We start from the raw sequence: 19,697 nt of genomic DNA, 5'->3' as shown, positions 1-19,697 counted from the left end.
TGTCGTTGCGTTTGCTGCCATTCAGCAGGACTGCCGCCCAGTCCCCGCCAGTGTCATTCATCACACATTAAGCACTATGGCACAGATCGAAGGGGGTGCCTACCCGCGCCAACTGCATGGCACCTCGTAAATTTTCAGAGCATTTTCAAAGCCCAAGAGACTTGATCTTACGATGCAATGCACTGCGCTCCATGCCAACGAACTCGGCCGTCTTGGAAATGTTGCCGCCGAACCGCTCGATCTGCGCCAGCAGATACTGGCGCTCGAACACTTCACGCGCATCGCGCAGCGGCAGGCTCATCAGGTGAGCCGAGGCGTCGGTATCGCCAACGGTCGGCAGAACTTCGCCGATATCGGATGGCAGCATGGCGGCGGAGATCACACCATCCTCGGGCTGCTGGTCCTTCATCAGGATCAGCAGGCGCTCGATGGAGTTGCGCAACTGCCGCGCATTGCCGGGCCATTCCTGTGCCTGCAGGACGGCCATGGCATCTTCGCCGACCGTCAGGCGCTGCAGATTGTGCATGCGGCAGACCTGTTCGATGAAGACATTGACCAGCGGCGGAACGTCCTCGCGGCGCTCCTTGAGCGGGGTCAGCGGCAGTGGCACGATGGACAGCCGATGGAACAGGTCGGACCGAAACTCGCCGGCCTCGATCTGCGCGGCGACATTCTGCGAGCTGGCCGAGATGATGCGGACATCAATGGGCACGGCCTGGGTGCCGCCGACTCGGTTGAAGCGGTTTTCCACCAGCGTGCGGAGCAGCGCCGCCTGCGTGGCTTGCGGCAGGGTCGTGACCTCCGACAGGTAGAGCGTGCCGCCATGAGCCTTTTCCAAGGCGCCGACTTCGACCTTTAGGATGCCTGTCTTTTCGCGAGCCTCGCGGCCGAACAGCACCACCGGGACCTCTTCGGGCGCGTAGAGCGAGGCGTTGATCTCGACGAAGGGCGAGTCCGCCCGCGGGCTGCGCTGATGGATCAGGCGGGCGACGAGGCCCTTGCCTGCGCCTGACGGACCAGAGATGAAGATGCGCGAATTGGTGGGTGCAGATTTCTCGATGGTGCCGCGTATCTGCTGCAGGGCGGGCGAGGTGCCGACCATGTCGGCGCTTTTGGTCGCCGAGCGCTCCTTGAGCTCCGCCACCTCGTTGCGCAGACGAGTCGCCTCCATCGCCCGCTGGGTGATGTGCAGCAGGCGGTCGATCTTGAACGGCTTCTCGATGTAGTCGTAGGCGCCCCGGCGGATGGCCGAGACGGCGGTTTCCACATTGCCATGACCAGAAATCATCACCACGGGCATATCCGGGTGCTGGCTCTGGAACACGTCGAGCAGTTGCAGGCCGTCGAGGCGGGAGCCCTGCATCCAGATGTCCAGAAACACCAGACTTGGCCGGCGGCGCGCGATCTCGTTGAGTCCGCTATCGGCGTCGTGGGCCTGACGGGCCTCAAACCCCTCGTCTTCCAGGATACCGGCGATCAGGTCGCGAATGTCGTCTTCGTCGTCGATGATGAGAATGTCGAGTGCCATTACTTGTGAACCACCGCTGGTACGAGCGGTTCCTCCTGTTGGACAGATATATCGGCCGCGGCGGCCGGCTCTTCTGCCTCTGACGTCTTGATGGGGGACTGCAACGGCAGCGTGAATGTCACGCAGGCACCGACCCGGCCAGTTGGATCGGGTTCTGCGTCGATCAATTCGACGATGCCGCCATGTTGTTCGATGATCTTGGCCACGATGGCGAGGCCCAGGCCCGTGCCCTTCTCGCGTGTGGTCATATAGGGCTCAAGCAGCCGCTGGCGATTTTCACTCGGCCAGCCCTTGCCGTTGTCGGAGACCGCGATGCGTGCGTGGTTGCCTTCAATCTGCCCCTGCACCGTGATGGTCGGATGCCAGCCTTCGGTTCGTTCGACCGACTCGAAGGCCTCGACGGCATTCTTGATCAGGTTGGTCAGCGACTGGGAGATCAGGCGGTTGTCGAACCAGGCCAGGATAGCGTCTTCCGGCAGCTCGGTATGGATGGTGATCTCGGGCAGACGCACGCTTTCAAGGAATACGGCCTGGCGCACCGTATCGGACAGGTCGGCCATCTCGGGCGCTGCTTCGGGCATGCGGGCAAAGGCCGAGAATTCGTCGACCATGCGGCCGATATCGCCGACCTGGCGGACGATGGTGTTGATGCACTTGTCGAAAACGTCGCGGTCGCCTTCGAGCTTTTCGCCGTAGCGACGGCGCAGGCGTTCCGCCGACAGCTGAATGGGGGTCAGCGGGTTCTTGATCTCATGGGCGATGCGGCGCGCCACGTCGGCCCATGCGCTGGTGCGCTGCGCCGATTCGAGGTCGGTAATGTCGTCGAAGGTCAGCACATAGCCCTTTGACTCGGTGATCGAGCCTTCGCGCGTCAACTGCACCTGGTAGATGCGACGGTCTGTTTCGTTGCCGAGGTGGATCTGGTCGCGCACCTGGCCACGGCGGGCCGAACGGGCCCGCTCGAGAATCGGCGTCAGCTGCGGCATGACTGCTTCGATGCGCTCCCCCATCAGGGCGATTTCGTTGCGACTGAGCATCTCGCATGCGCGCGCATTGACCAGCGTCACCGTTCCAAAGGGATCGAGGCCGATAATGCCGGCAGACACGCCTTCCACCACAGCTTCGGTGAACTGACGACGCTTTTCGTTCATCTCGTTGGCGGTCAGCAGCGCCTCGCGCTGGGTCTTGAGCTGCTGCGTCATGGTGTTGAAGCCGTTGCTCAGGTCACGCAGGTCGCCCCTGCCCTCCTGCACCGGCACCTGAACGTCAAGGTCGCCGCCGCTGACGCGATTGGAGGCAATCATCAGGTTACGGATGGGGTCGACGAAGCGGTTGGCCAAGGCAATGCCAATCCACAGTGCGGCCAGCAGCAGCACCACGGCCAGGCCGACATACATGATGGTGAAGGTGATCTGGAACACCAGCCGATTGGAGGCATATTCGCGGTATTCGGTGATGTTCTCGTCGGTCAGTCGCATATATTCGAGGACTTCGGCCTCCATCGGCCGCGCCACGAAAAGGTACGTGTCCTCGTAGCCGCGCAGCTTGATGACTGAGCCGATGAGGTTCACCCGGCCTGGCGCAATGGCCGCAGGAATGCCTTCGACCAGTCCTTCGGTGATCCCCTCGGGCAGCTTGGGATACGCCCCCTGCACCGCAATCTGGGCGCGCATCAGCGTTTCGCCCTGGGCGTTGACGAGCGACGTGAAGGGCAATGAGCGGGTTACGGCCAGAGCGGTCAGGATACGCTGGAAGCGGTCGCGGTCTTCTTCGAAGGTGCCATGCGCCTGTTCCAGCTCGGTCGCTGTCCAGATGATATCGTCGCGCAGCACCTGGGCGTGTTCGAGCATGTATGAGCGCGCCACCAGGCGGGAGCTCTCTACCATGGCGCGCGTGCGCTCGGAGAACCACTGGTCGAGCCCCTGATTGAGCGCGATGGTGGCGACGACAGCCACGATTGCTGCCGGGATCGCTGCGACCAGCGCGAACATGGTCACCATGCGGATCTGCATGCCGGCACCGGCCTGTTTCTGCACCCGCGCCTGGATCAGCAGCGTCGCTTCGGTCAGCACCAAAGCGATCATCAGCAGGACCAGCAGGCCAGTGACGATCCAGATGACCGTCCAGACCGTGGTCGATGGCTCGATATTGGTCGTTCCCGACAGAATCAGGAATGAGATGGACGACATCAGCACCGAGGCGAACACGACGACGAAGCCGAGCACACGCAGAGGATTATTGCTGCGGACGTTGAAAAACGGCGAGCGAGCAGGCTTTCCCGCATCGCCTTTGGGCGTCCGTGCCCCCTCGTCTAGTGTTGCCGCTTCACTCATAAATGCCTGATGGCACTCCATCTCCGCCACGAAGGGCGGAGTCTGACCCATAAACGCCGACCCTTCAAGACAATTGTTGCCAAAATGTGACACTCAGTCGCGATGAGAAAATGCTCCGGTGGAGCGTTTTCCGCGACTGAGGCCCGAAGCGCTACGCGCGCAGGGCCCAGATGCGCCGCAAACGCGATCTTCTTCCACTGGACAACCCGCGGCACCCGGCGCACACAGGCCGTGCCCCGCTCCTTCCTTCGAGTCCATCCGTGTCCGCCCCCGAAACCACCGTCGAAGCCGCCAGCCTCAAGGGGATGGCCCTCGGCATCGGCGCCTATTCGCTGTTTGCGCTGCACGACGCGATGATCAAGGGGGTGATCACGGCCCTGCCCGCGCCGCAAATCCTGTTCGTGCGCAGCGCCGTCATCGTTGCCCTGTGCCTGGCCATTGGCGGGACGGGCATCGTTCCTGAGCTCCTGAGGTCGCGGAACCGTCTGCTGATCTTGGGACGCGGCCTTATGACCATGGCGGCATGGGTGATGTATTACAGTGCCGGCCGCGAGCTCCAGCTGGCCGAGATGACAACGCTCTACTATTTCGCGCCGGTGCTGACGACCATCCTGGCGGTAGTCTTCCTCAAGGAGCAGTTGACGCTGGCTCGTGTCGGCGCTGCCTCCATCGGGTTCTTCGGTGTTGTGGTTGCGGCAAATCCGTCGGGCTTCAGCGTCGGTTGGCCGGTGGTTTTGGTGCTCTTGGCGGCGCTCTGCTGGGCTGTGGCGATGATCCTGATGCGGACGATTTCCAGGAGCGAGCGCACGCTGGTCCAGGTCTTCGCGCAAAGTTCGATCCAGCTTGTCATCATGGGCGCGGTTTCGCTGCCGTTCTGGCAGGGTATGGGGCTGCGGGAAATCGCGCTCTGTATCGCCGCGGGTCTGGTGGGCGGATTGGGTCAGTTCACGCTCGTCGAAGCGGCGCGGCGGGTGCCGGCCAGTGTGCTGGGCACGGTAGAATATGGTGCGCTGATCTGGAGCTTTATCTTCGGCTATCTGTTCTGGGCAGAACTGCCTGATAGCACCGTGTATGTCGGGGCCTTCCTCGTCGTCGCGGCTGGCCTGACGCTCGCGCTCAGCGAACGGCGCAACCGTCGGGAAATCACCGACGCGCCCTAATCGGCCATCCGTGCCAGCACGGCGGCCCGGCGAGGTACGCCCAGTCGACCACCAAATGTTTCGCACTTGAGGGCCGCGGCGGTGGCCGCGAACCGCATGATGGTCCACATCGGCATGCCTTCAACCAGGCCGAGCGCGAAGGCGCCGTGAAAGACATCGCCCGCCGCCAGCGTGTCAACGACCGCAACGGGAGGCGCCGCAACATGCATGGCGACTCCAGAATCCCTGTCAAACCAATGGACGCCATCGGGGCCTGCTGTCACCGCGATGAAGGCGCCGTGGCGGTGCGCGAGGTCGACGACGGCGTCAGCAGCATTCGCCAGCCCGGTGATACGGGCGGCAGCCGGCTCGGACGCAACGATATGGCTGGCCAGCGGCAACAAGAGATTGAGCGTATCCAGCGGCGCGACATCGGCATCCAGAATGCCCGGTATGCCAGCGTCACGTGCGGCCTGCAGTGCTTTGGCGGCAGCGTGCGGCCAGCGCACGTCGGTCATGACAGCGGCGTGGCAGTGCGCTGTGACGTCGGGCATGGTCGCTGGCGGCGCGAGCAGAGTGGGGTCGTAGCGCGGGACGATGATCCGCTCCCCCTGGCCGTCCACCAATATGGTGGCAAAGGCCGACCTGGCGCCCTCGACGATCCGAACGGCCGTGCAATCAACGCCCTCGGCGACGATCTCGTCGATGAGACGGCGACCATTGTCGTCCGAACCCACGGACGCCCAGAGCGCCGCCCGACCGCCCAATCGGGCGATGGCGGTTGCAGCGCTTGAGGCCATTCCGGCCGCATTCTCGACCGCCATCAGCGGCAGGAACTTGCCCGGGCCAGCTGGCAGCTCGGCCATCTGGAAGATTGTGTCGAGCGTCAACGCGCCGACACAGAGAATGGGCTTGTGGCCCTCACCCATTCCGTCGGCTGTGCTTGACGATCTCGATGCTGTGCGTGCGGATCTTCTTGCGCAGCGTATTGCGGTTGAGGCCTAGCAGGTCTGCCGCCTTGATCTGGTTGCCGCCGCACGCATTGAGCGCCATGGCGATTAGCGGCGCTTCTACCCGATCGATGACTCGCTGATAGAGGCCAGCCGGCGGCAGGTTGGGCTCATATTCGCGCAGCAACTGCCCGACATGGGTTTCCACTGCCATCGAGACATCCATCGGCCCCGCGACGCCGGGTGCAGACGGACGATCGGCGATGTTGAGTTCGTTCTGCACAATCTCGGCCGAGATACTTTCGTCGGCATAGAGCGCCGAGAGCCGCCGAACCAGGTTTTCCAGCTCGCGCACGTTGCCGGGCCAGGAATAGTTCTGCATCAGCTTGATGGCTTCAGGCGAGATGGATTTGACCGGTTCGCCCTCGCGCTGCGCCACGCGCAGGAAGTGCAGCGCCAGATCGCCCACGTCGTCGACGCGCTCGCGCAAGGGCGGCAGGCGTATCGGCACGACGTTAAGGCGGTAGTAGAGATCCTCGCGGAACAGGCCCTGGCGGATCATCTGGCTCAGATCGCGGTGCGTCGCCGCGACGATGCGGACGTTGGTCTTGATCGAGGATCGTCCGCCAACCATCGTGTATTCGCCCTCTTGCAACACACGCAGCAGGCGGGTCTGGGCGTCCATCGGCATGTCGCCGATTTCGTCGAGGAACAGCGTGCCGCCCTCGGCCTGCTCGAAGCGGCCGGAGGAGCGGGTATTGGCGCCGGTGAAAGCCCCCTTTTCGTGGCCGAACAGTTCGGCCTCGATCAGGTCGCGCGGGATGGCGGCCATGTTGATGGCGACGAAGGGGCCATTGCGGCGCTTGCCGAAGTCATGCAACGCCCGGGCCACCAGCTCCTTGCCGGTGCCGCTCTCGCCGGTGATCATCACCGTGAGGTCGGTCTGCATCAGCCGCGCCAGGGCACGGTAGATGTCCTGCATGGCAGTGGAACGACCCACCAGCGGCATGGTCTCGCCCGGCTCTTCGGCCTTGCGCTCGGCCGTGGTCGGCTTCTTGGCGTCGGCCAAAGCCCGCGCCACCACCGACAGAACCTCGGTGATATCGAAGGGCTTGGGCAGGTATTCGTAGGCGCCCACTTCCGACGCCCGGATGGCCGTCATGAAGGTGTTCTGCGCGCTCATGACGATCATTGGCAGATCGGGGCGCAGCTTCTTGATCTTGGGCATCACCTCGAATGCATTGCCATCGGGCATGGCGACGTCGGTGATCAGGATGTCGCCCTCGCCGCGGCTGACCCAGTTCCACATGGTCGAGATATTGCCGGTAGGGCGGACTTCGTAGCCGGCGCGGGTCAGGGCCTGGTTGAGCACCATGCGGATGGCGGCGTCATCGTCGGCGAGCAGGACGACATGGCTCATGGTGCCATTTCCTCTTCAACAGGTGTCTGGAAAGCCCCGCTCGCAACGGGAAGGAGAATTCGGAATTTTGTGCGGCCCGGCCGGCTATCGCAGTCGATGACGCCACCGTGGTCGCCGACGATCTTGGCTACCAGCGCCAGCCCGAGACCGGAGCCGTTCTGCTTGGTGGTGACGAAAGGATCGAACAGGAAGGGCAGGATGTCAGGAGGGACGCCTGGGCCGTTATCCTCGATGACGATTTCCAGCGGCAGCGAAATGCGCTCGGAAACACCGGTCACGCTGATGCGGATGCCCGGACGGAAGGCGGTGGAGAATTTGATCTCCGGTTTCTGTGTCCGTTCAAGGGCTTCAGAGGCGTTCTTCACCAAATTCAGGAAGACCTGGATCAGTTGGTCGCGGTTGCCATAAACGGGCGGCAGCGAGGGGTCATACTCCTCAGAGAAGGCGACGCCGCGCGCCACACCATTGCGGGCGAGCAGTTTCACCCGGTCGAGCACGACGTGGATATTGATCGGCTCGCGCTCCATCGGGCGCTCGTCGCCAAAGACCTCCACCCGATCGATCAGATGGACGATGCGATCGGTCTCTTCTCGGATCAGCCGCGCCAGCGGGATTTCGTCGCTGCTGACGGTCTGTTCCAGCAGTTGTGCGGCGCCACGGATGCCGGAAAGCGGGTTTTTGATCTCATGCGCCAGCATCGAGGCGAGGCCCGTCACCGAGCGCGCCGCACCCCGCGACACCATTTGCCGGTCGATCTTGTCGGCCATAGTGCGTTCCTGAATCAGCAGGGCCACGCGGCCATCGCTGTCGGACAACGGACTGGCGAAGACGTCGGCGATACGTTCATCGCCAAAGCGGGAGGAGCCGACGCGGACACGGTATTCGGTCATCGGCGCACGGCGCAGCGCCACCGTCTCGACCAGCGAGATGATCGGTGAGCCAAAAGCAATCAGGTCGTCCAGCCTCTGCCGGGCCAGAACGCTCAGCGATGCACCAAAAAAGGCCTCGGCGGCGTAGTTCACGAAGACGATCTGGTGATCTTCCCCACAGACGATGATGGGCTGCGGCAGGGCCTGCAGCACCGACATCGAAGGGATTGCGTCGGCCGCAGCGGCCTTCTGCATCGAATTCATGCTGCTGCCTTCCAGTCGCCGGAAAAGATGGTGCGGATCATGCCGAGAACCTCGGCCGGCGCCTCGCTATTGAGGAAAGCGGTGCGTGTCGGCTTGTCGAGCGCAATGCCGGCAGCCTCCGCATACCAGTCGAGGTGCTTGCGGGCCGCGCGCAGGCCAACGGCCATGCCGTATTCGCTCAACATGTCCTCGTATTGCTCGGAGATGATGGCGATCAGTTCGTCGCTCTCAGGCGCATCCGGCCCGTCCTGGCACGCCAGCCCTGCCCCGATCTGCCCAATGGCCCAAGGCTTGCCCTGTGCGCCACGGCCTAGCATTACGGCGGCTGCGCCCGACAGCTTCAACGCCTCGCGAGCCGCTGCCAGGTCGATGATATCGCCGTTGACCACCACCGGCACATCCACGGCCTCGACCACGGCGCGAACCAGCTCCCAGCGGGCGGTGCCCTTGTAGAATTGCTGACGGGTCCTGCCATGCACGGTGATCATCTTAACGCCGGCATCGACAGCACGGCGCGCCATCTCGGCGGCATTGAGGCTGTCGTCGTCCCACCCGAGCCGCATCTTGACCGTTACCGGCAGCGGCGTGGCTGAAACCACGGCATCGATCAGCGTCATGGCATGGTCCGGCACGCGCATCAGCGCTGATCCCGCAAAGCCATTGGTGACACGCTTGGACGGGCAGCCGAAATTGATGTCGATGATATCGGCGCCAGCGTCATGCGCCACCTTGGCGCCGCGCGTCATCCATTCCGCCTCGCAGCCGGCCAACTGCACCATATGCGGCAAGGTGTTAGGCTTGCGCAGGCGACGGGCCATTTCCTGATTGCCGACCACCAGAGCATTGCTGGCGATCATCTCCGACACCACCATGCCCGCGCCAAAGCGCTCGGCGACCTTGCGGAATGGGGCATCGGTAATTCCGGCCATCGGCGCCAGGAAAGCATTGTTGCGAACCACGTGGTTCCCGATGCTCAACTTAAAGGCACCTTCAGACACAAACTGCCCCAGAAATGGTCATTTCGAAAAGATTGCCTGCACAATAGTCAAAACAACTGCCAGCGCAACACCTTAAATGGCGAGAGCGACGGTGCGGCAGCCCTGCACTTGCCGCATGCCGGTACCGGCGCTAGACCAAGAAAACATGACGTTTTCAAGTCTCGAGTTCCCGCCTTCCATGCGTCAGAAATCTATAGCCGTCATTATCGTCGCCGCAGGCAAGGGCGAGCGGGCCAGCGTTGGCGCCGCCCTTGATCCCAAGCAGTATCGCAGGATTGGCGGCAAGCCCGTTCTGGCGCAAACCGTCCAGGCATTCCTCGCTTTGCCGCAGATTTCTCGGGTTGTTGCGGTCATCCATCCCGATCACGTGGCGCGATATGAAGAACTTGGCCTCGTCGACGAGCGCATGATGCCGCCGGTCATCGGCGCGGAGACGCGGCAGGGGTCGGTGCTGGAGGGTTTGAAGGCACTGGCGCCTATTCGCCCCGACTTCGTGCTGATCCAGGATGCGGCGCGGCCATTCGCATCACCGCAGGTTATCGGCGATGTCATTGCCGCGCTTGGTGAATTCGACGGCGCCCTGCCCGCATTGCCCGTCACGGACACGATCAAGCGCAGCCTCGACGGGCAGCAGGTAGCGACGACCGAAGATCGCAAGCAGCTGCTGGCAGCACAGACCCCGCAGGGCTTTCGCTTTGGCCAGATATTCTCGGCGCATATGCGGGCCTCAACGATCCGCAACCGGCAGTTCACCGACGATGCCGAAATCGCCGAATGGGCAGGATTGCGCGTCGCCTTGGTGACGGGAGACCGCGACAATATCAAGATTACCCACCCCGAAGATTTTGCTCGCGCCGAGCGCATCCTGTCCGGAGATTTGCCCATGGAAACCCGCGTTGGCACGGGCTTTGACGTCCATCCGTTCGAGCCCGGCGATGCCGTCTGGCTGGGCGGGGTCCGCATTCCGCACAAGGCCAAGCTTAAGGGGCATTCGGATGCAGACGTGGCTTTGCATGCGCTGACCGACGCCATTCTTGGCGCCATCGGCGAGGGCGATATCGGGGTGCATTTTCCACCCTCGGACATGCAGTGGAAAGGTGCCGCCTCAACGGTGTTTCTCAAGCATGCTGGAGGTCTTGTCGCGCAAGCCGGCGGGCGGATTGTCAATCTTGACGTGACAATCGTCTGCGAAGCGCCGAGGATCGCTCAACACGTGCCGGCGATGAGGGAGGTCATTGCCGAAACACTTGAGATCGCGACGACAAGGATCGCGATCAAGGCAACGACAAGCGAGCAGCTCGGGTTTACCGGGCGGGAGGAAGGTATCGTGGCGATGGCAAGCGCAAGTGTTGAACTGCCGAGGGTCGACTGATGGCCAAGGCACCAGAGAAAGCCGTCGATCCGGCAAAGCAGATCATCGACCTCCTCAAGGGGACCAAGGAAACCATCGTTACTGCCGAAAGCTGCACCGGCGGTATGATTGCCACGGCGCTAACCGACATTCCCGGCTCCTCGGCCGCGTTCTATGGCGGCTACGTCACCTATGCCAATACCGCCAAGTCGCGCATGATCCATGTGCAGGCCCGGCTGATCCGCGATTATGGCGCTGTGAGCAATCAAGTCGCCCGTGCTATGGCCGATGGGGCCCGCAACACTGCCCATGTCGACTATGCCGTGGCCGTGACGGGTATTGCCGGTCCGGACGGCGGCAGTGAGAAAAAGCCGATCGGGCTGGTCTATGTCGCTGTGTCGTCGGAACTGGCCACTGTCGTCATCGAGCACAATTTCGGCGATATCGGCCGCGAGGAAATCCGCAAGGCCAGCGTCAGGGCCGCGCTGGAGCTGGTGGTGCAGGTGCTGACCAGCGACGAGGACTAGGCGACGATCGTGCCCTCGTGGTTCGAGGCGCTGAAGAAGCGCACCTCACCATGAGGGCCTTTGTTAGCTCGGAGTAGCAGTAGCCCTCATGGTGAGGTGCGAGCCGTCGCGAGCCTCGAACCACGAGGGCGTGGCCCCGGATCTAGTCCCCGAACCGCTGATCGGCCTCATCGGCAAATGCTTGCATGATCTCGTCCTGCTTGGCGGCAAAAGCGGGCTCCGCCACGGCTGCGATCAGCGGATTGGAAATCTTGAAGTCGACCTCGAAGCGGACGCGGGTGCCCATGCCTTCGGGCTCGAAGCTCCAGACGCTGTCGAGATAGGCGAAAGGGCCGTCGACCGCCTTGGCCTTGATGGTCAGCGCCTGCGGATCGGCTACCACGCGGCTAGTATAGGCTTGGGTGATGGGGCCGAAGAACAGCGTCATCTTGGCGAGGCGGATGTCGGCCCCGTGGGCAGCCGGGTCCGGCCGGACCTCCATGCCCTTCACATTGGGAATGAAGCGCGGGTAGTCGGCGAGGTCGGCGACGATCTCGAACATGCGCTGCGGCAGGTGCGGCACGTGCCGCTCGAAGAAGCGTTTCATCAATGACCCAGCTTGGCCATGCGGGCGGCCTTGAGTGCGGCAAAATCCTCGCCGGCGTGATGCGACGAACGGGTCAGGGGGCTGGACGAGACCAGTGAGAAGCCCTTAGCGGTGGCGACGGTGGCGTAGGACTTGAACTCGTCCGGTGTCACGAAGCGCTGTAGCGGATAGTGCTTCTTGGTCGGCTGCAGGTACTGACCGATGGTGAGGAAATCGACATCGGCCGAACGCAAGTCATCCATCAGTTGGAGGACTTCGTTCCGCTCTTCGCCCAGGCCGACCATGATGCCGGACTTGGTGAACATGGTCGGATCGAGTTCCTTGACCTTCTGCAGCAAGCGGATCGAGTGGAAGTAGCGGGCGCCCGGACGGACCTTGAGATACTTGGATGGCACGGTCTCGAGGTTGTGGTTGAACACGTCGGGCTTGGCGGCCACGACGATCTCCAGTGCCCCGTCCTTGCGCAGGAAGTCCGGCGTCAGGATTTCGATGGTTGTGCGCGGATTCTTCGCGCGGATGGCCAGGATCACGTCGGCAAAATGCCGGGCGCCGCCGTCGGCGAGGTCGTCGCGGTCGACCGAGGTGATCACCACATGCTCCAGGCCGAGCTTCTGCACGGCGCTGGCGACCTTTTCGGGCTCGCTGGCATCCAGTGGCCCGGGCATGCCGGTGCGGACGTTGCAGAAGGCGCAGGCGCGGGTGCAGATTTCACCCATGATCATCATGGTGGCGTGCTTCTTGGACCAGCATTCCCCGATATTGGGACAGCCGGCCTCTTCGCAGACCGTCACCAGCCCGTGCTCGCGCACGATTTGCTGGGTTTCCTTGTAGATCGGGGAGCCCGGCGCCTTGACGCGGATCCAGTCGGGCTTGCGCAGCACCACGCTGTCGGGCCGGTTGGCCTTTTCGGGATGGCGAGGCTTGAGCGCCGAATTGTCGATCAGAGTGACCACGGAAGTGGAGTCCTTATGCAATCAGCCGTGCGATAATCACGACGATAATGGCGCCGACCGTCGAGGTCACGATCTGGCGGGCCAGATCGTTGCGGATACCGAGATCGACCCGCAGCGCCGTGAACAGATACCCTCCGACGAACGAACCGATCACACCGCTGATGAGGTAGGTGATCAGGCCGCCGCCTCCGACGATCCAGCTGGCAAGCCACCCCGCCAGCAGGCCTATGGCGACGAAAAAGATCATCGCCCTGTTGTTGTTCCCACCCATGGTGAAGCCGCCGCCCGTGGTTTGCCGTTCTGGTAGTGCCATGTTTCGTCCCCTGAAGCTCTCGCGCGAGATATCGCGTCTCGCTCGCGCCGCTTCAAGGCCCCTGCCCTTATCGCGCGATGACTCGTGCGACCGCAATCACGACAATAGCACCAATCGTGGCAGTGATGATCTGGCTGACCAGCACATTGCCGACAGGCAGCGAAATATTGGCCACCGACAGCAGCCAGCCGCCAACAAAGGCACCGATGACGCCGACGATCAGGTTGCGCAGCAAGCCGCCGCCGCCCAGCACGAGGCCGGCCAACCAGCCGGCAACGAGGCCGATGCCCAGGAATATCAGGAGTTCTTGTGTTCCGACGCTCATATTCTGTGCTCCAAATGCTCGTCAATCACCGGGTCATCCCGGCGAAGGCCGGGATCCATGTCCGGTGGTAGCCCCATGCTCTGAGTCAACGGAACCCACCGGATTTGGATTCCGGCCTTCGCCGGAATGACATCGTGGGTAGGAACGACACCGTGGTTGGGACCATGCATCATTGCATGATCTCCGCGATTTCGACCCATTCGCCGCCGCGTGATGCGGATGTGATGGTTGCCTGCACCAGCGCAAGCGAATGTAGATTATCTTCGCCCGAGCTGAAGCGCGCGGGAATTGAGCCGGTCTCGATGACCTTGGCAATGGCGCCCAGCGTGCCGGTGCGGTCGGCGAGCTCGATCGGCTCCAGCGCGAACGGCACGGCTTCGCCGTCGCGCTGGCGGAGGCTCAGCTTGTCCGGCCCGGCCTTGCCCATGAAGTGATCGCGCGAGCTCCAGATGATCTCGCCTTCCGAACAATCCATGGTCCATTCGCCAGCCCACGGTGTCACGGGGCCGCTGCTCATCCATGAGCCGCGGTAGGACACGATGGTGCCCTTCTCGAATTCGAGGGTCGCTACGCCGATGGGGTGATGCCCGAAGGGGCTGGAATCTGGATTCCAGGTGCGGCAGGAGACGCGCTTGGGCTCGTCGCCCAGCACCATGCGCATCAGGTCGAAATGGTGGATCGACATGTCGGCCAGCAACGGATCGGGCATGTCCCAATAGCGATAGCCCTGGCTCGGCGCGTGGCGGCGGAAATCGATGGACACCAGGTTCACTGGCCCGAACCTCTGCGCGCCGATCAGCTCGGCGGCCGCAATCGGTGCCGGCTGGAAGCGGTAGTTCTGGCTGACCATCAGCACGCGACCATTGGCCTTGGCGATGGCGACCAGCTCCTTGGCCTGGGCGATGGTCGAGGCGAAGGGCTTTTCGACGATGACGTTGAAGCCCAGTTCCAGGCAGCGCTTGACCACCGGATAATGCGCTTCGGTCCGCAAAGTGCAGATGGCGAGATCTGCCTCGACGCCCTTGGCCGCTTCTTCGAGGCTCAGAAAGCAGCGCTTCTCGTCGATGCCAAGTTCCGTCTGGACACGCCTGATGGCCTCGGGATTGCTGTCCACGTAGCCCACCATGTGAATGTTGGGAACTTTGGGGATAACTTCCTTGGTCCAGCTGAATCCCCAGTGTCCCAGGCCGACTTGGATCGCCTTGACCATGTGGATAACTCCTTGTGTGATGCCCTTGGGATGGCCGCGCTAGATATTCAGCGCGAGCCCGTAAGCATCCAGAACGCTTTCCTTCATCGTTTCGCTCAATGTCGGATGCGGGAAAATTGTGTGTATCAGGTCTTCCTCGGTGGTTTCGAGGTTCATGGCGATCACAAAGCCCTGGATCAACTCGGTCACTTCGGCGCCAACCATGTGCGCACCCAGCAGCTCGCCGGTCTTGGCGTCAAAGATGGTCTTGACCAGTCCGTCCGGTTCGCCCAGCGCAATGGCCTTGCCGTTGCCGACGAAGGGGAAGCGACCGACCTTGATCTCGCGACCGGCTTCTTTGGCCTTGGCTTCGGTGAGGCCGACGCTGGCCACCTGCGGCTCGCAATAGGTGCAGCCGGGCACCTTGGTCTTGTCGAGGCCATGGACCTTAAGGCCCGCGATCTTCTCGACGGTGATGACCGCCTCATGCTCGGCCTTGTGCGCCAGCATCGGCGGGCCGGCGACGTCGCCAATGGCCCAGATGCCGGCAACGTTGGTCGCGCCATAGTGGTCGATGACGATGGCGCCGCGCTCGGTCTTGACGCCGACCGTTTCGAGGCCGAGGCCTTCGATGTTGCACTGCACGCCGACGGCCGAAATCAGCTTGTCGCCGGAAATCTGCTGCTTGCTGCCGTCCTTGAGTTCGACATGGGCGGTGACGCCATCCTTGGTCTTTTCGACCTTGGCGACCTTGGCACCCGTCAGAATCTTGATGCCGCGCTTCTCGAGACGCTTGCGCGCCAGACCGGCAATCTCGGCGTCTTCCACCGGCATGATCTGCGGCAGCAGTTCGATGATGGTCACTTCAGCGCCCATCGAGCGGTAGAAGGAGGCGAACTCGACGCCGATGGCGCCAGAGCCCATGACCACCAGCGACTTGGGCATGGCAGCCGGCTTCATCGCCTCGAAATAGGTCCAGATCTTGTCGCCATCGGGTTCGATGCCGGGCAGCACGCGCGGGCGGGCGCCGGTGGCGATGATGATGTTCCTGGCCTTATAGGTCCCCTCGCCCAGCGCATTCTTGGGCGGCGGCACCTGCGGCTGCTGGATGGCCTTCTTGGTTGGCGCGACCTTGACCTCGCCGGGCTTGGTGATGACCGCCTCGCCCCAGATGATGTCGACCTTGTTCTTCTTCATGAGGAACTGGACGCCGTTGTTCATCTGCGCGGCGATGGCGCGGGAGCGCTTCACCACGCCGTCGATGTCCACGCCGAACTTCTCGACAGTCAGGCCATAGTCCTTGGCATGGCTCATATGGCCGTAGATTTCGGCCGAACGCAGCAGCGCCTTGGTCGGGATGCAGCCCCAGTTGGAGCAGATGCCGGCCATGTGCTCGCGTTCGATGATGCCCACCTTCATGCCGAGCTGCGCGCCGCGGATGGCGGCAACATAGCCGCCCGGGCCGGCGCCGATGACGAGAAGGTCGTATTGGTCAGCCATTTGGGCCTCCAGAAAGTCGATTGGCTCTCAGAGCGAGAGCATGGATTTGACGACCGGCACGAGCCCCTCGCCGATCGCGCGAGTGTTGGTCGCGTCGAGATGGACGCCGTCGAGCGGATCGGCCTTTGCCACCGTCGAGGCATCAAAGAAGCCGGTATTCCACTCCTGTGCGCGGCGCGCATAGTGAGTGGCGAACTGGCTGGATTGTTCGAGGCCATGGGCGTAGCCACCGAAATGGCCCATCATGTCGGCATTGTCGCTGTCGCAGAGCAGTGGCGGCGCCACGAGGATGATCTGCGGCGCGGCTTCGCCCTTGCCCGCATAGTGGCCCCGGATAAGCTGCACCATCCGGCGCATGCCGAACGAGGCCTCCAGCGCCGAGCCGCAGATGGCGGGCTTGAGGTCGTTGGTGCCCAGCATGATGATGACGAGGTCGAGCGGCGAGTGGCTCTCGAGCAGCGTCGGCAGGATACGGGCGCCGTTGCGATCGGCATTGGCATACCAGTCGTCGGAGACTGTGGTGCGGCCGCCCAAACCTTCGGCAATGACGCGCGCCTTGCCGCCTAGTCCCTTTTCGAGGGCCGTAGGCCAGCGATCGTCATAGGCATGGCGCGGACCACCGGGTTGCGGATTGGCGCCGAAGGTCAGGCTGTCGCCGTAAGCAAGAATGATTTTCATCCGCCCTGCCCCTTAGGCCAGCATCATCACCGGGTTTTCGATCAGGCCCTTGAACACGCCGAGCACCTCGGCGCCCAGGGCGCCGTCGACGGAGCGGTGGTCGCAGGAGAGGGTCACGGTCATGAAGTTGGCAATCTTGACCTGGCCGGCGTCGGCATAGACGCGCTCTTCGCCCACGCCGACGGCGAGGATGGTGCCATGCGGCGGGTTGATGACGGCGGCGAATTCCTTGATGCCGAACATGCCCAGGTTGGAGACCGAAGTAGAACCGCCCTGGTATTCATGCGGCGCCAGCTTCTTGCCACGGGCGCGAGTGGCCAGATCCTTGACCTCCTCGGAGATCTCGCGAAGCGTCTTGGTATCGCAGGACTTGACCACCGGGGTGAACAGGCCGCCGGGCACGGACACAGCAACCGCGACGTCAGAGCGCTTGTGGTAGAGGATCGAGTCGCCGGCCCAGGTAGCGTTGGCCGTGGGCACGCGCTGCAGGGCGACGGCCCAGGCCTTCATGACGAAGTCGTTGACCGAGAGCTTGTAGCCTGGCTTGCCGTCCTTGCCCTTGGGCGCGGCGGCGTTGATCTGCTCGCGGGCGGCCAGCAGCGCATCGATCTTGCAATCGAGCGTCAGGTAGAAGTGCGGGACGGTCTGCTTGGATTCGGTGAGGCGTGCGGCGACGACCTTGCGCATGCCATCGTTGGGCACGAGCTCATAGCTGCCTTCCGGATAGAGGGCGAGCACTTGCGCTTTGGTCAGCCCTGATGGCGCTGCGCCGCCAGCGGCGGGCGTGGCGGCAGGAGCCGAGGCAGCGGCCTTGAGCGGGGTCTTGCCGGACTTGGCGGCTTCGACATCGGATTTGACGACGCGGCCCTTGGGACCGGAGCCGGAAATCGCGGAAACGTCGATGCCGGCTTCCTTGGCGAGTCGGCGGGCGAGCGGCGAGGCAAAGGTCTTGCCGCCTTCCGATTTGGCCGGAGCGGGCGCGGCAGCAGGAGCGCTGCTGCCGGAATTGCTGTTGGTCGCGGCCGGGGCCGGCGCGGCGGCGGCCTTGGGGGCCTCCGCCTTGGGTGCTTCAGCGGCAGGAGCAGGCTTGGGTGCTTCTGTCTTGGGCGCAGCCGCCGCGTCGGCGCTTTCGCCATCCTGCAGCAGCACGGCGATGACGGCGTTGACCTTGACGTTCTCGGTGCCTTCGGCGACCAGGATCTTGCCGATCTTGCCCTCGTCGACGGCCTCGACTTCCATCGTGGCCTTGTCGGTTTCGATTTCAGCGATCACGTCACCGGAAGAGACGCTGTCGCCCTCCTTGACGTGCCACTTGGCGAGCTTGCCCTCTTCCATCGTCGGAGAGAGCGCCGGCATGGTGATATTGATCGGCATCCGGGTTCTCCTTACGAGCGGTAGGTCACGGCGTTGACGGCCGCGATCACTTCATCGACGTTCGGCAGCGCCAGCTTTTCGAGGTTGGCGGCGTAGGGCATGGGGACATCCTTGCCGGTGACGCGGATGACAGGGGCATCGAGATAGTCGAAGGCCTGTTCCATGACGCGGGCCGAAATTTCGGCGCCGATGCCGCCCTGCGGCCAGCCCTCTTCGACTGTCACCAGACGACCGGTCTTCTTGACCGAGGCGATGACGGTATCGCTGTCGAGCGGGCGCAGGGTGCGCAGGTCGATCAGTTCCACGTCGACGCCGGCCGCGACCAGCTTTTCGGTGGCCTGGGTGGCGTAGCGCATGCCCATGGAGAAGGAGACGATCGTGACATCGGCACCCTTGCGGGCGATGCGGGCCTTGCCGATCGGCAGCACGAAATCGTCCATCTTGGGAACGAGACCGGTCGAGCCGTAGAGAATTTCGTTTTCGAGGAAGACCACCGGATTGGGCGAGCGGATGGCCGCCTTGAGCAGGCCCTTGGCGTCGGCGGCGCTATAGGGCGCGATGACGGTGAGGCCGGGCACGTGGCTGTACCAGGCCGAATAGTCCTGGCTGTGCTGGGCGCCGACGCGCGAGGCGACGCCGTTGGGGCCGCGGAACACCATCGGCGCCTTGACCTGCCCGCCCGACATATAGAGCTGCTTGGCGGCCGAGTTGATGATCTGGTCGATTGCCTGCATGGCAAAGTTCCAGGTCATGAATTCGACGATCGGCTTGAGGCCGGCAAAGGCGGCGCCGACGGCCAGACCGGCAAAGCCGTGCTCGGTGATCGGCGTATCGATGATGCGCTCGGGGCCGAATTCCTGCAGCAGGTTCTGGGTGATCTTGTAGGCGCCCTGGTATTCGGCAACCTCTTCGCCCATAACAAAGACGTCCTTGTCGCGGCGCAGTTCTTCGGCCATGGCCTCGTTCAGCGCCTGGCGCACGGTCATCTCGACCATCTCGACGCCTTCGGGCAGGTCCGGATCGCTCTGGGCTTCGAACTTGGGGGCGGCTGGAACAGACGCCTGCGATGGCGCTGCGTCTGCGGCCTTTTCGGCGGCGACGACCGGCGCTTCAGAGGGCTCGGCTGCCGTCTTGGCAACCGGGGCAGCATCGGCGGTTTCGCCTTCGGCCAGAACCATGGCGATCGGGGTATTGACCTTGACGCCTTCGGTGCCGGCCTCGATCAGCAACTCGGTGACGGTGCCTTCATCAACCGACTCGACTTCCATGGTCGCCTTGTCGGTTTCGATTTCGGCCAGCACGTCGCCGGACTTGACCTTGTCGCCGACCTTGACCAGCCATTTGGACAGCGTGCCCTCTTCCATGGTGGGCGAGAGCGCGGGCATCAGGATTTGGGGCAT

18 protein-coding genes are annotated in these 19,697 nt (G+C 63.3%); 3 read left to right on the top strand and 15 right to left on the bottom strand.

Features of this window, described 5'->3' with window-relative positions; all coding sequences use genetic code 11:
* Positions 1-145 precede the first annotated feature (145 nt).
* On the bottom strand, positions 146-1,528 hold the full coding sequence (gene ntrX / locus IM737_RS02405; protein ID WP_236898030.1) for a nitrogen assimilation response regulator NtrX: 1,383 nt from the start codon (positions 1,526-1,528) through the stop codon (positions 146-148).
* Positions 1,528-3,861: a sensor histidine kinase NtrY-like gene (locus IM737_RS02400; protein ID WP_236898029.1), complete on the bottom strand. Its 2,334-nt coding sequence runs from the start codon at positions 3,859-3,861 to the stop codon at positions 1,528-1,530. The genes ntrX and IM737_RS02400 overlap by 1 nt, the downstream gene beginning before the upstream one ends.
* Before the next feature lie 260 nt (positions 3,862-4,121).
* Here IM737_RS02400 and IM737_RS02395 point away from each other — a divergent pair, with 260 nt between their 5' ends.
* Positions 4,122-5,021, top strand: a complete 900-nt coding sequence (locus IM737_RS02395) for a DMT family transporter (RefSeq protein WP_236898028.1) — start codon at positions 4,122-4,124, stop codon at positions 5,019-5,021.
* Here the strand turns inward: IM737_RS02395 and IM737_RS02390 are convergent.
* Genes IM737_RS02390 through dusB form a run of 4 tightly spaced genes read right to left on the bottom strand, consistent with a single transcriptional unit; the run spans position 5,018 to position 9,432 of the window.
* Complete coding sequence (locus tag IM737_RS02390; protein WP_236898027.1) at positions 5,018-5,929, bottom strand: PfkB family carbohydrate kinase; 912 nt, start codon at positions 5,927-5,929, stop codon at positions 5,018-5,020. The two genes, IM737_RS02395 and IM737_RS02390, sit on opposite strands and share 4 nt — an antisense overlap.
* Positions 5,922-7,370, bottom strand: coding sequence for a nitrogen regulation protein NR(I) (gene ntrC / locus IM737_RS02385; RefSeq protein WP_236898026.1), 1,449 nt, complete (start codon positions 7,368-7,370; stop codon positions 5,922-5,924). The genes IM737_RS02390 and ntrC overlap by 8 nt, the downstream gene beginning before the upstream one ends.
* Positions 7,367-8,494 carry a two-component system sensor histidine kinase NtrB gene (locus IM737_RS02380; protein WP_236899841.1) on the bottom strand — a complete coding sequence of 376 codons (1,128 nt, stop codon included), beginning with the start codon at positions 8,492-8,494 and terminating at the stop codon, positions 7,367-7,369. Before IM737_RS02380 ends, ntrC begins: the two co-directional genes overlap by 4 nt.
* 5 nt (positions 8,495-8,499) lie before the next feature.
* Entirely contained in the window at positions 8,500-9,432 is a 933-nt protein-coding gene (gene dusB / locus IM737_RS02375) for a tRNA dihydrouridine synthase DusB (RefSeq protein WP_236899840.1), read from the bottom strand.
* Positions 9,433-9,679: 247 nt separating this feature from the next.
* On the opposite strand from dusB, the gene IM737_RS02370 reads away from it, so the two are divergent.
* On the top strand, positions 9,680-10,873 hold the full coding sequence (locus tag IM737_RS02370; RefSeq protein WP_236898025.1) for a bifunctional 2-C-methyl-D-erythritol 4-phosphate cytidylyltransferase/2-C-methyl-D-erythritol 2,4-cyclodiphosphate synthase: 1,194 nt from the start codon (positions 9,680-9,682) through the stop codon (positions 10,871-10,873).
* Positions 10,873-11,379 (top strand): CinA family protein, encoded by a 507-nt coding sequence (locus IM737_RS02365; RefSeq protein ID WP_236898023.1) that lies wholly within the window; start codon positions 10,873-10,875, stop codon positions 11,377-11,379. Before IM737_RS02370 ends, IM737_RS02365 begins: the two co-directional genes overlap by 1 nt.
* A 142-nt stretch (positions 11,380-11,521) precedes the next feature.
* Here IM737_RS02365 and IM737_RS02360 read toward each other — a convergent pair whose 3' ends face one another.
* The 9 genes from IM737_RS02360 to IM737_RS02320 form a co-directional block, all read right to left on the bottom strand.
* Positions 11,522-11,965, bottom strand: a complete 444-nt coding sequence (locus IM737_RS02360) for a type II toxin-antitoxin system RatA family toxin (protein ID WP_236898021.1) — start codon at positions 11,963-11,965, stop codon at positions 11,522-11,524.
* The gene (lipA, locus tag IM737_RS02355) at positions 11,965-12,918 is read right to left on the bottom strand and encodes a lipoyl synthase (protein WP_236898019.1); all 954 of its coding nucleotides are present in this window, start codon (positions 12,916-12,918) and stop codon (positions 11,965-11,967) included. The genes IM737_RS02360 and lipA overlap by 1 nt, the downstream gene beginning before the upstream one ends.
* Before the next feature lie 13 nt (positions 12,919-12,931).
* Entirely contained in the window at positions 12,932-13,165 is a 234-nt protein-coding gene (locus IM737_RS02350; protein WP_442874186.1) for a GlsB/YeaQ/YmgE family stress response membrane protein, read from the bottom strand.
* Between the two features lie 133 nt (positions 13,166-13,298).
* On the bottom strand, positions 13,299-13,556 hold the full coding sequence (locus tag IM737_RS02345; RefSeq protein ID WP_236898017.1) for a GlsB/YeaQ/YmgE family stress response membrane protein: 258 nt from the start codon (positions 13,554-13,556) through the stop codon (positions 13,299-13,301).
* A gap of 169 nt (positions 13,557-13,725) precedes the next feature.
* The gene (locus IM737_RS02340) at positions 13,726-14,766 is read right to left on the bottom strand and encodes a Gfo/Idh/MocA family protein (protein WP_236898016.1); all 1,041 of its coding nucleotides are present in this window, start codon (positions 14,764-14,766) and stop codon (positions 13,726-13,728) included.
* Positions 14,767-14,805: 39 nt separating this feature from the next.
* Positions 14,806-16,245, bottom strand: a complete 1,440-nt coding sequence (gene lpdA, locus IM737_RS02335; protein WP_236898015.1) for a dihydrolipoyl dehydrogenase — start codon at positions 16,243-16,245, stop codon at positions 14,806-14,808.
* 27 nt (positions 16,246-16,272) lie between these two features.
* Positions 16,273-16,923: an SGNH/GDSL hydrolase family protein gene (locus IM737_RS02330; RefSeq protein WP_236898014.1), complete on the bottom strand. Its 651-nt coding sequence runs from the start codon at positions 16,921-16,923 to the stop codon at positions 16,273-16,275.
* Between the two features lie 12 nt (positions 16,924-16,935).
* Positions 16,936-18,297, bottom strand: a complete 1,362-nt coding sequence (locus IM737_RS02325; RefSeq protein WP_236898013.1) for a pyruvate dehydrogenase complex dihydrolipoamide acetyltransferase — start codon at positions 18,295-18,297, stop codon at positions 16,936-16,938.
* Between the two features lie 11 nt (positions 18,298-18,308).
* Positions 18,309-19,697 carry a pyruvate dehydrogenase complex E1 component subunit beta gene (locus IM737_RS02320; RefSeq protein ID WP_236898012.1) on the bottom strand — a complete coding sequence of 463 codons (1,389 nt, stop codon included), beginning with the start codon at positions 19,695-19,697 and terminating at the stop codon, positions 18,309-18,311.

Origin of the sequence: Devosia sp. SL43 (assembly GCF_021729885.1) — a bacterium.
Lineage (GTDB): Bacteria > Pseudomonadota > Alphaproteobacteria > Rhizobiales > Devosiaceae > Devosia.
This window is presented reverse-complemented; position numbering and strand designations above follow the sequence as displayed.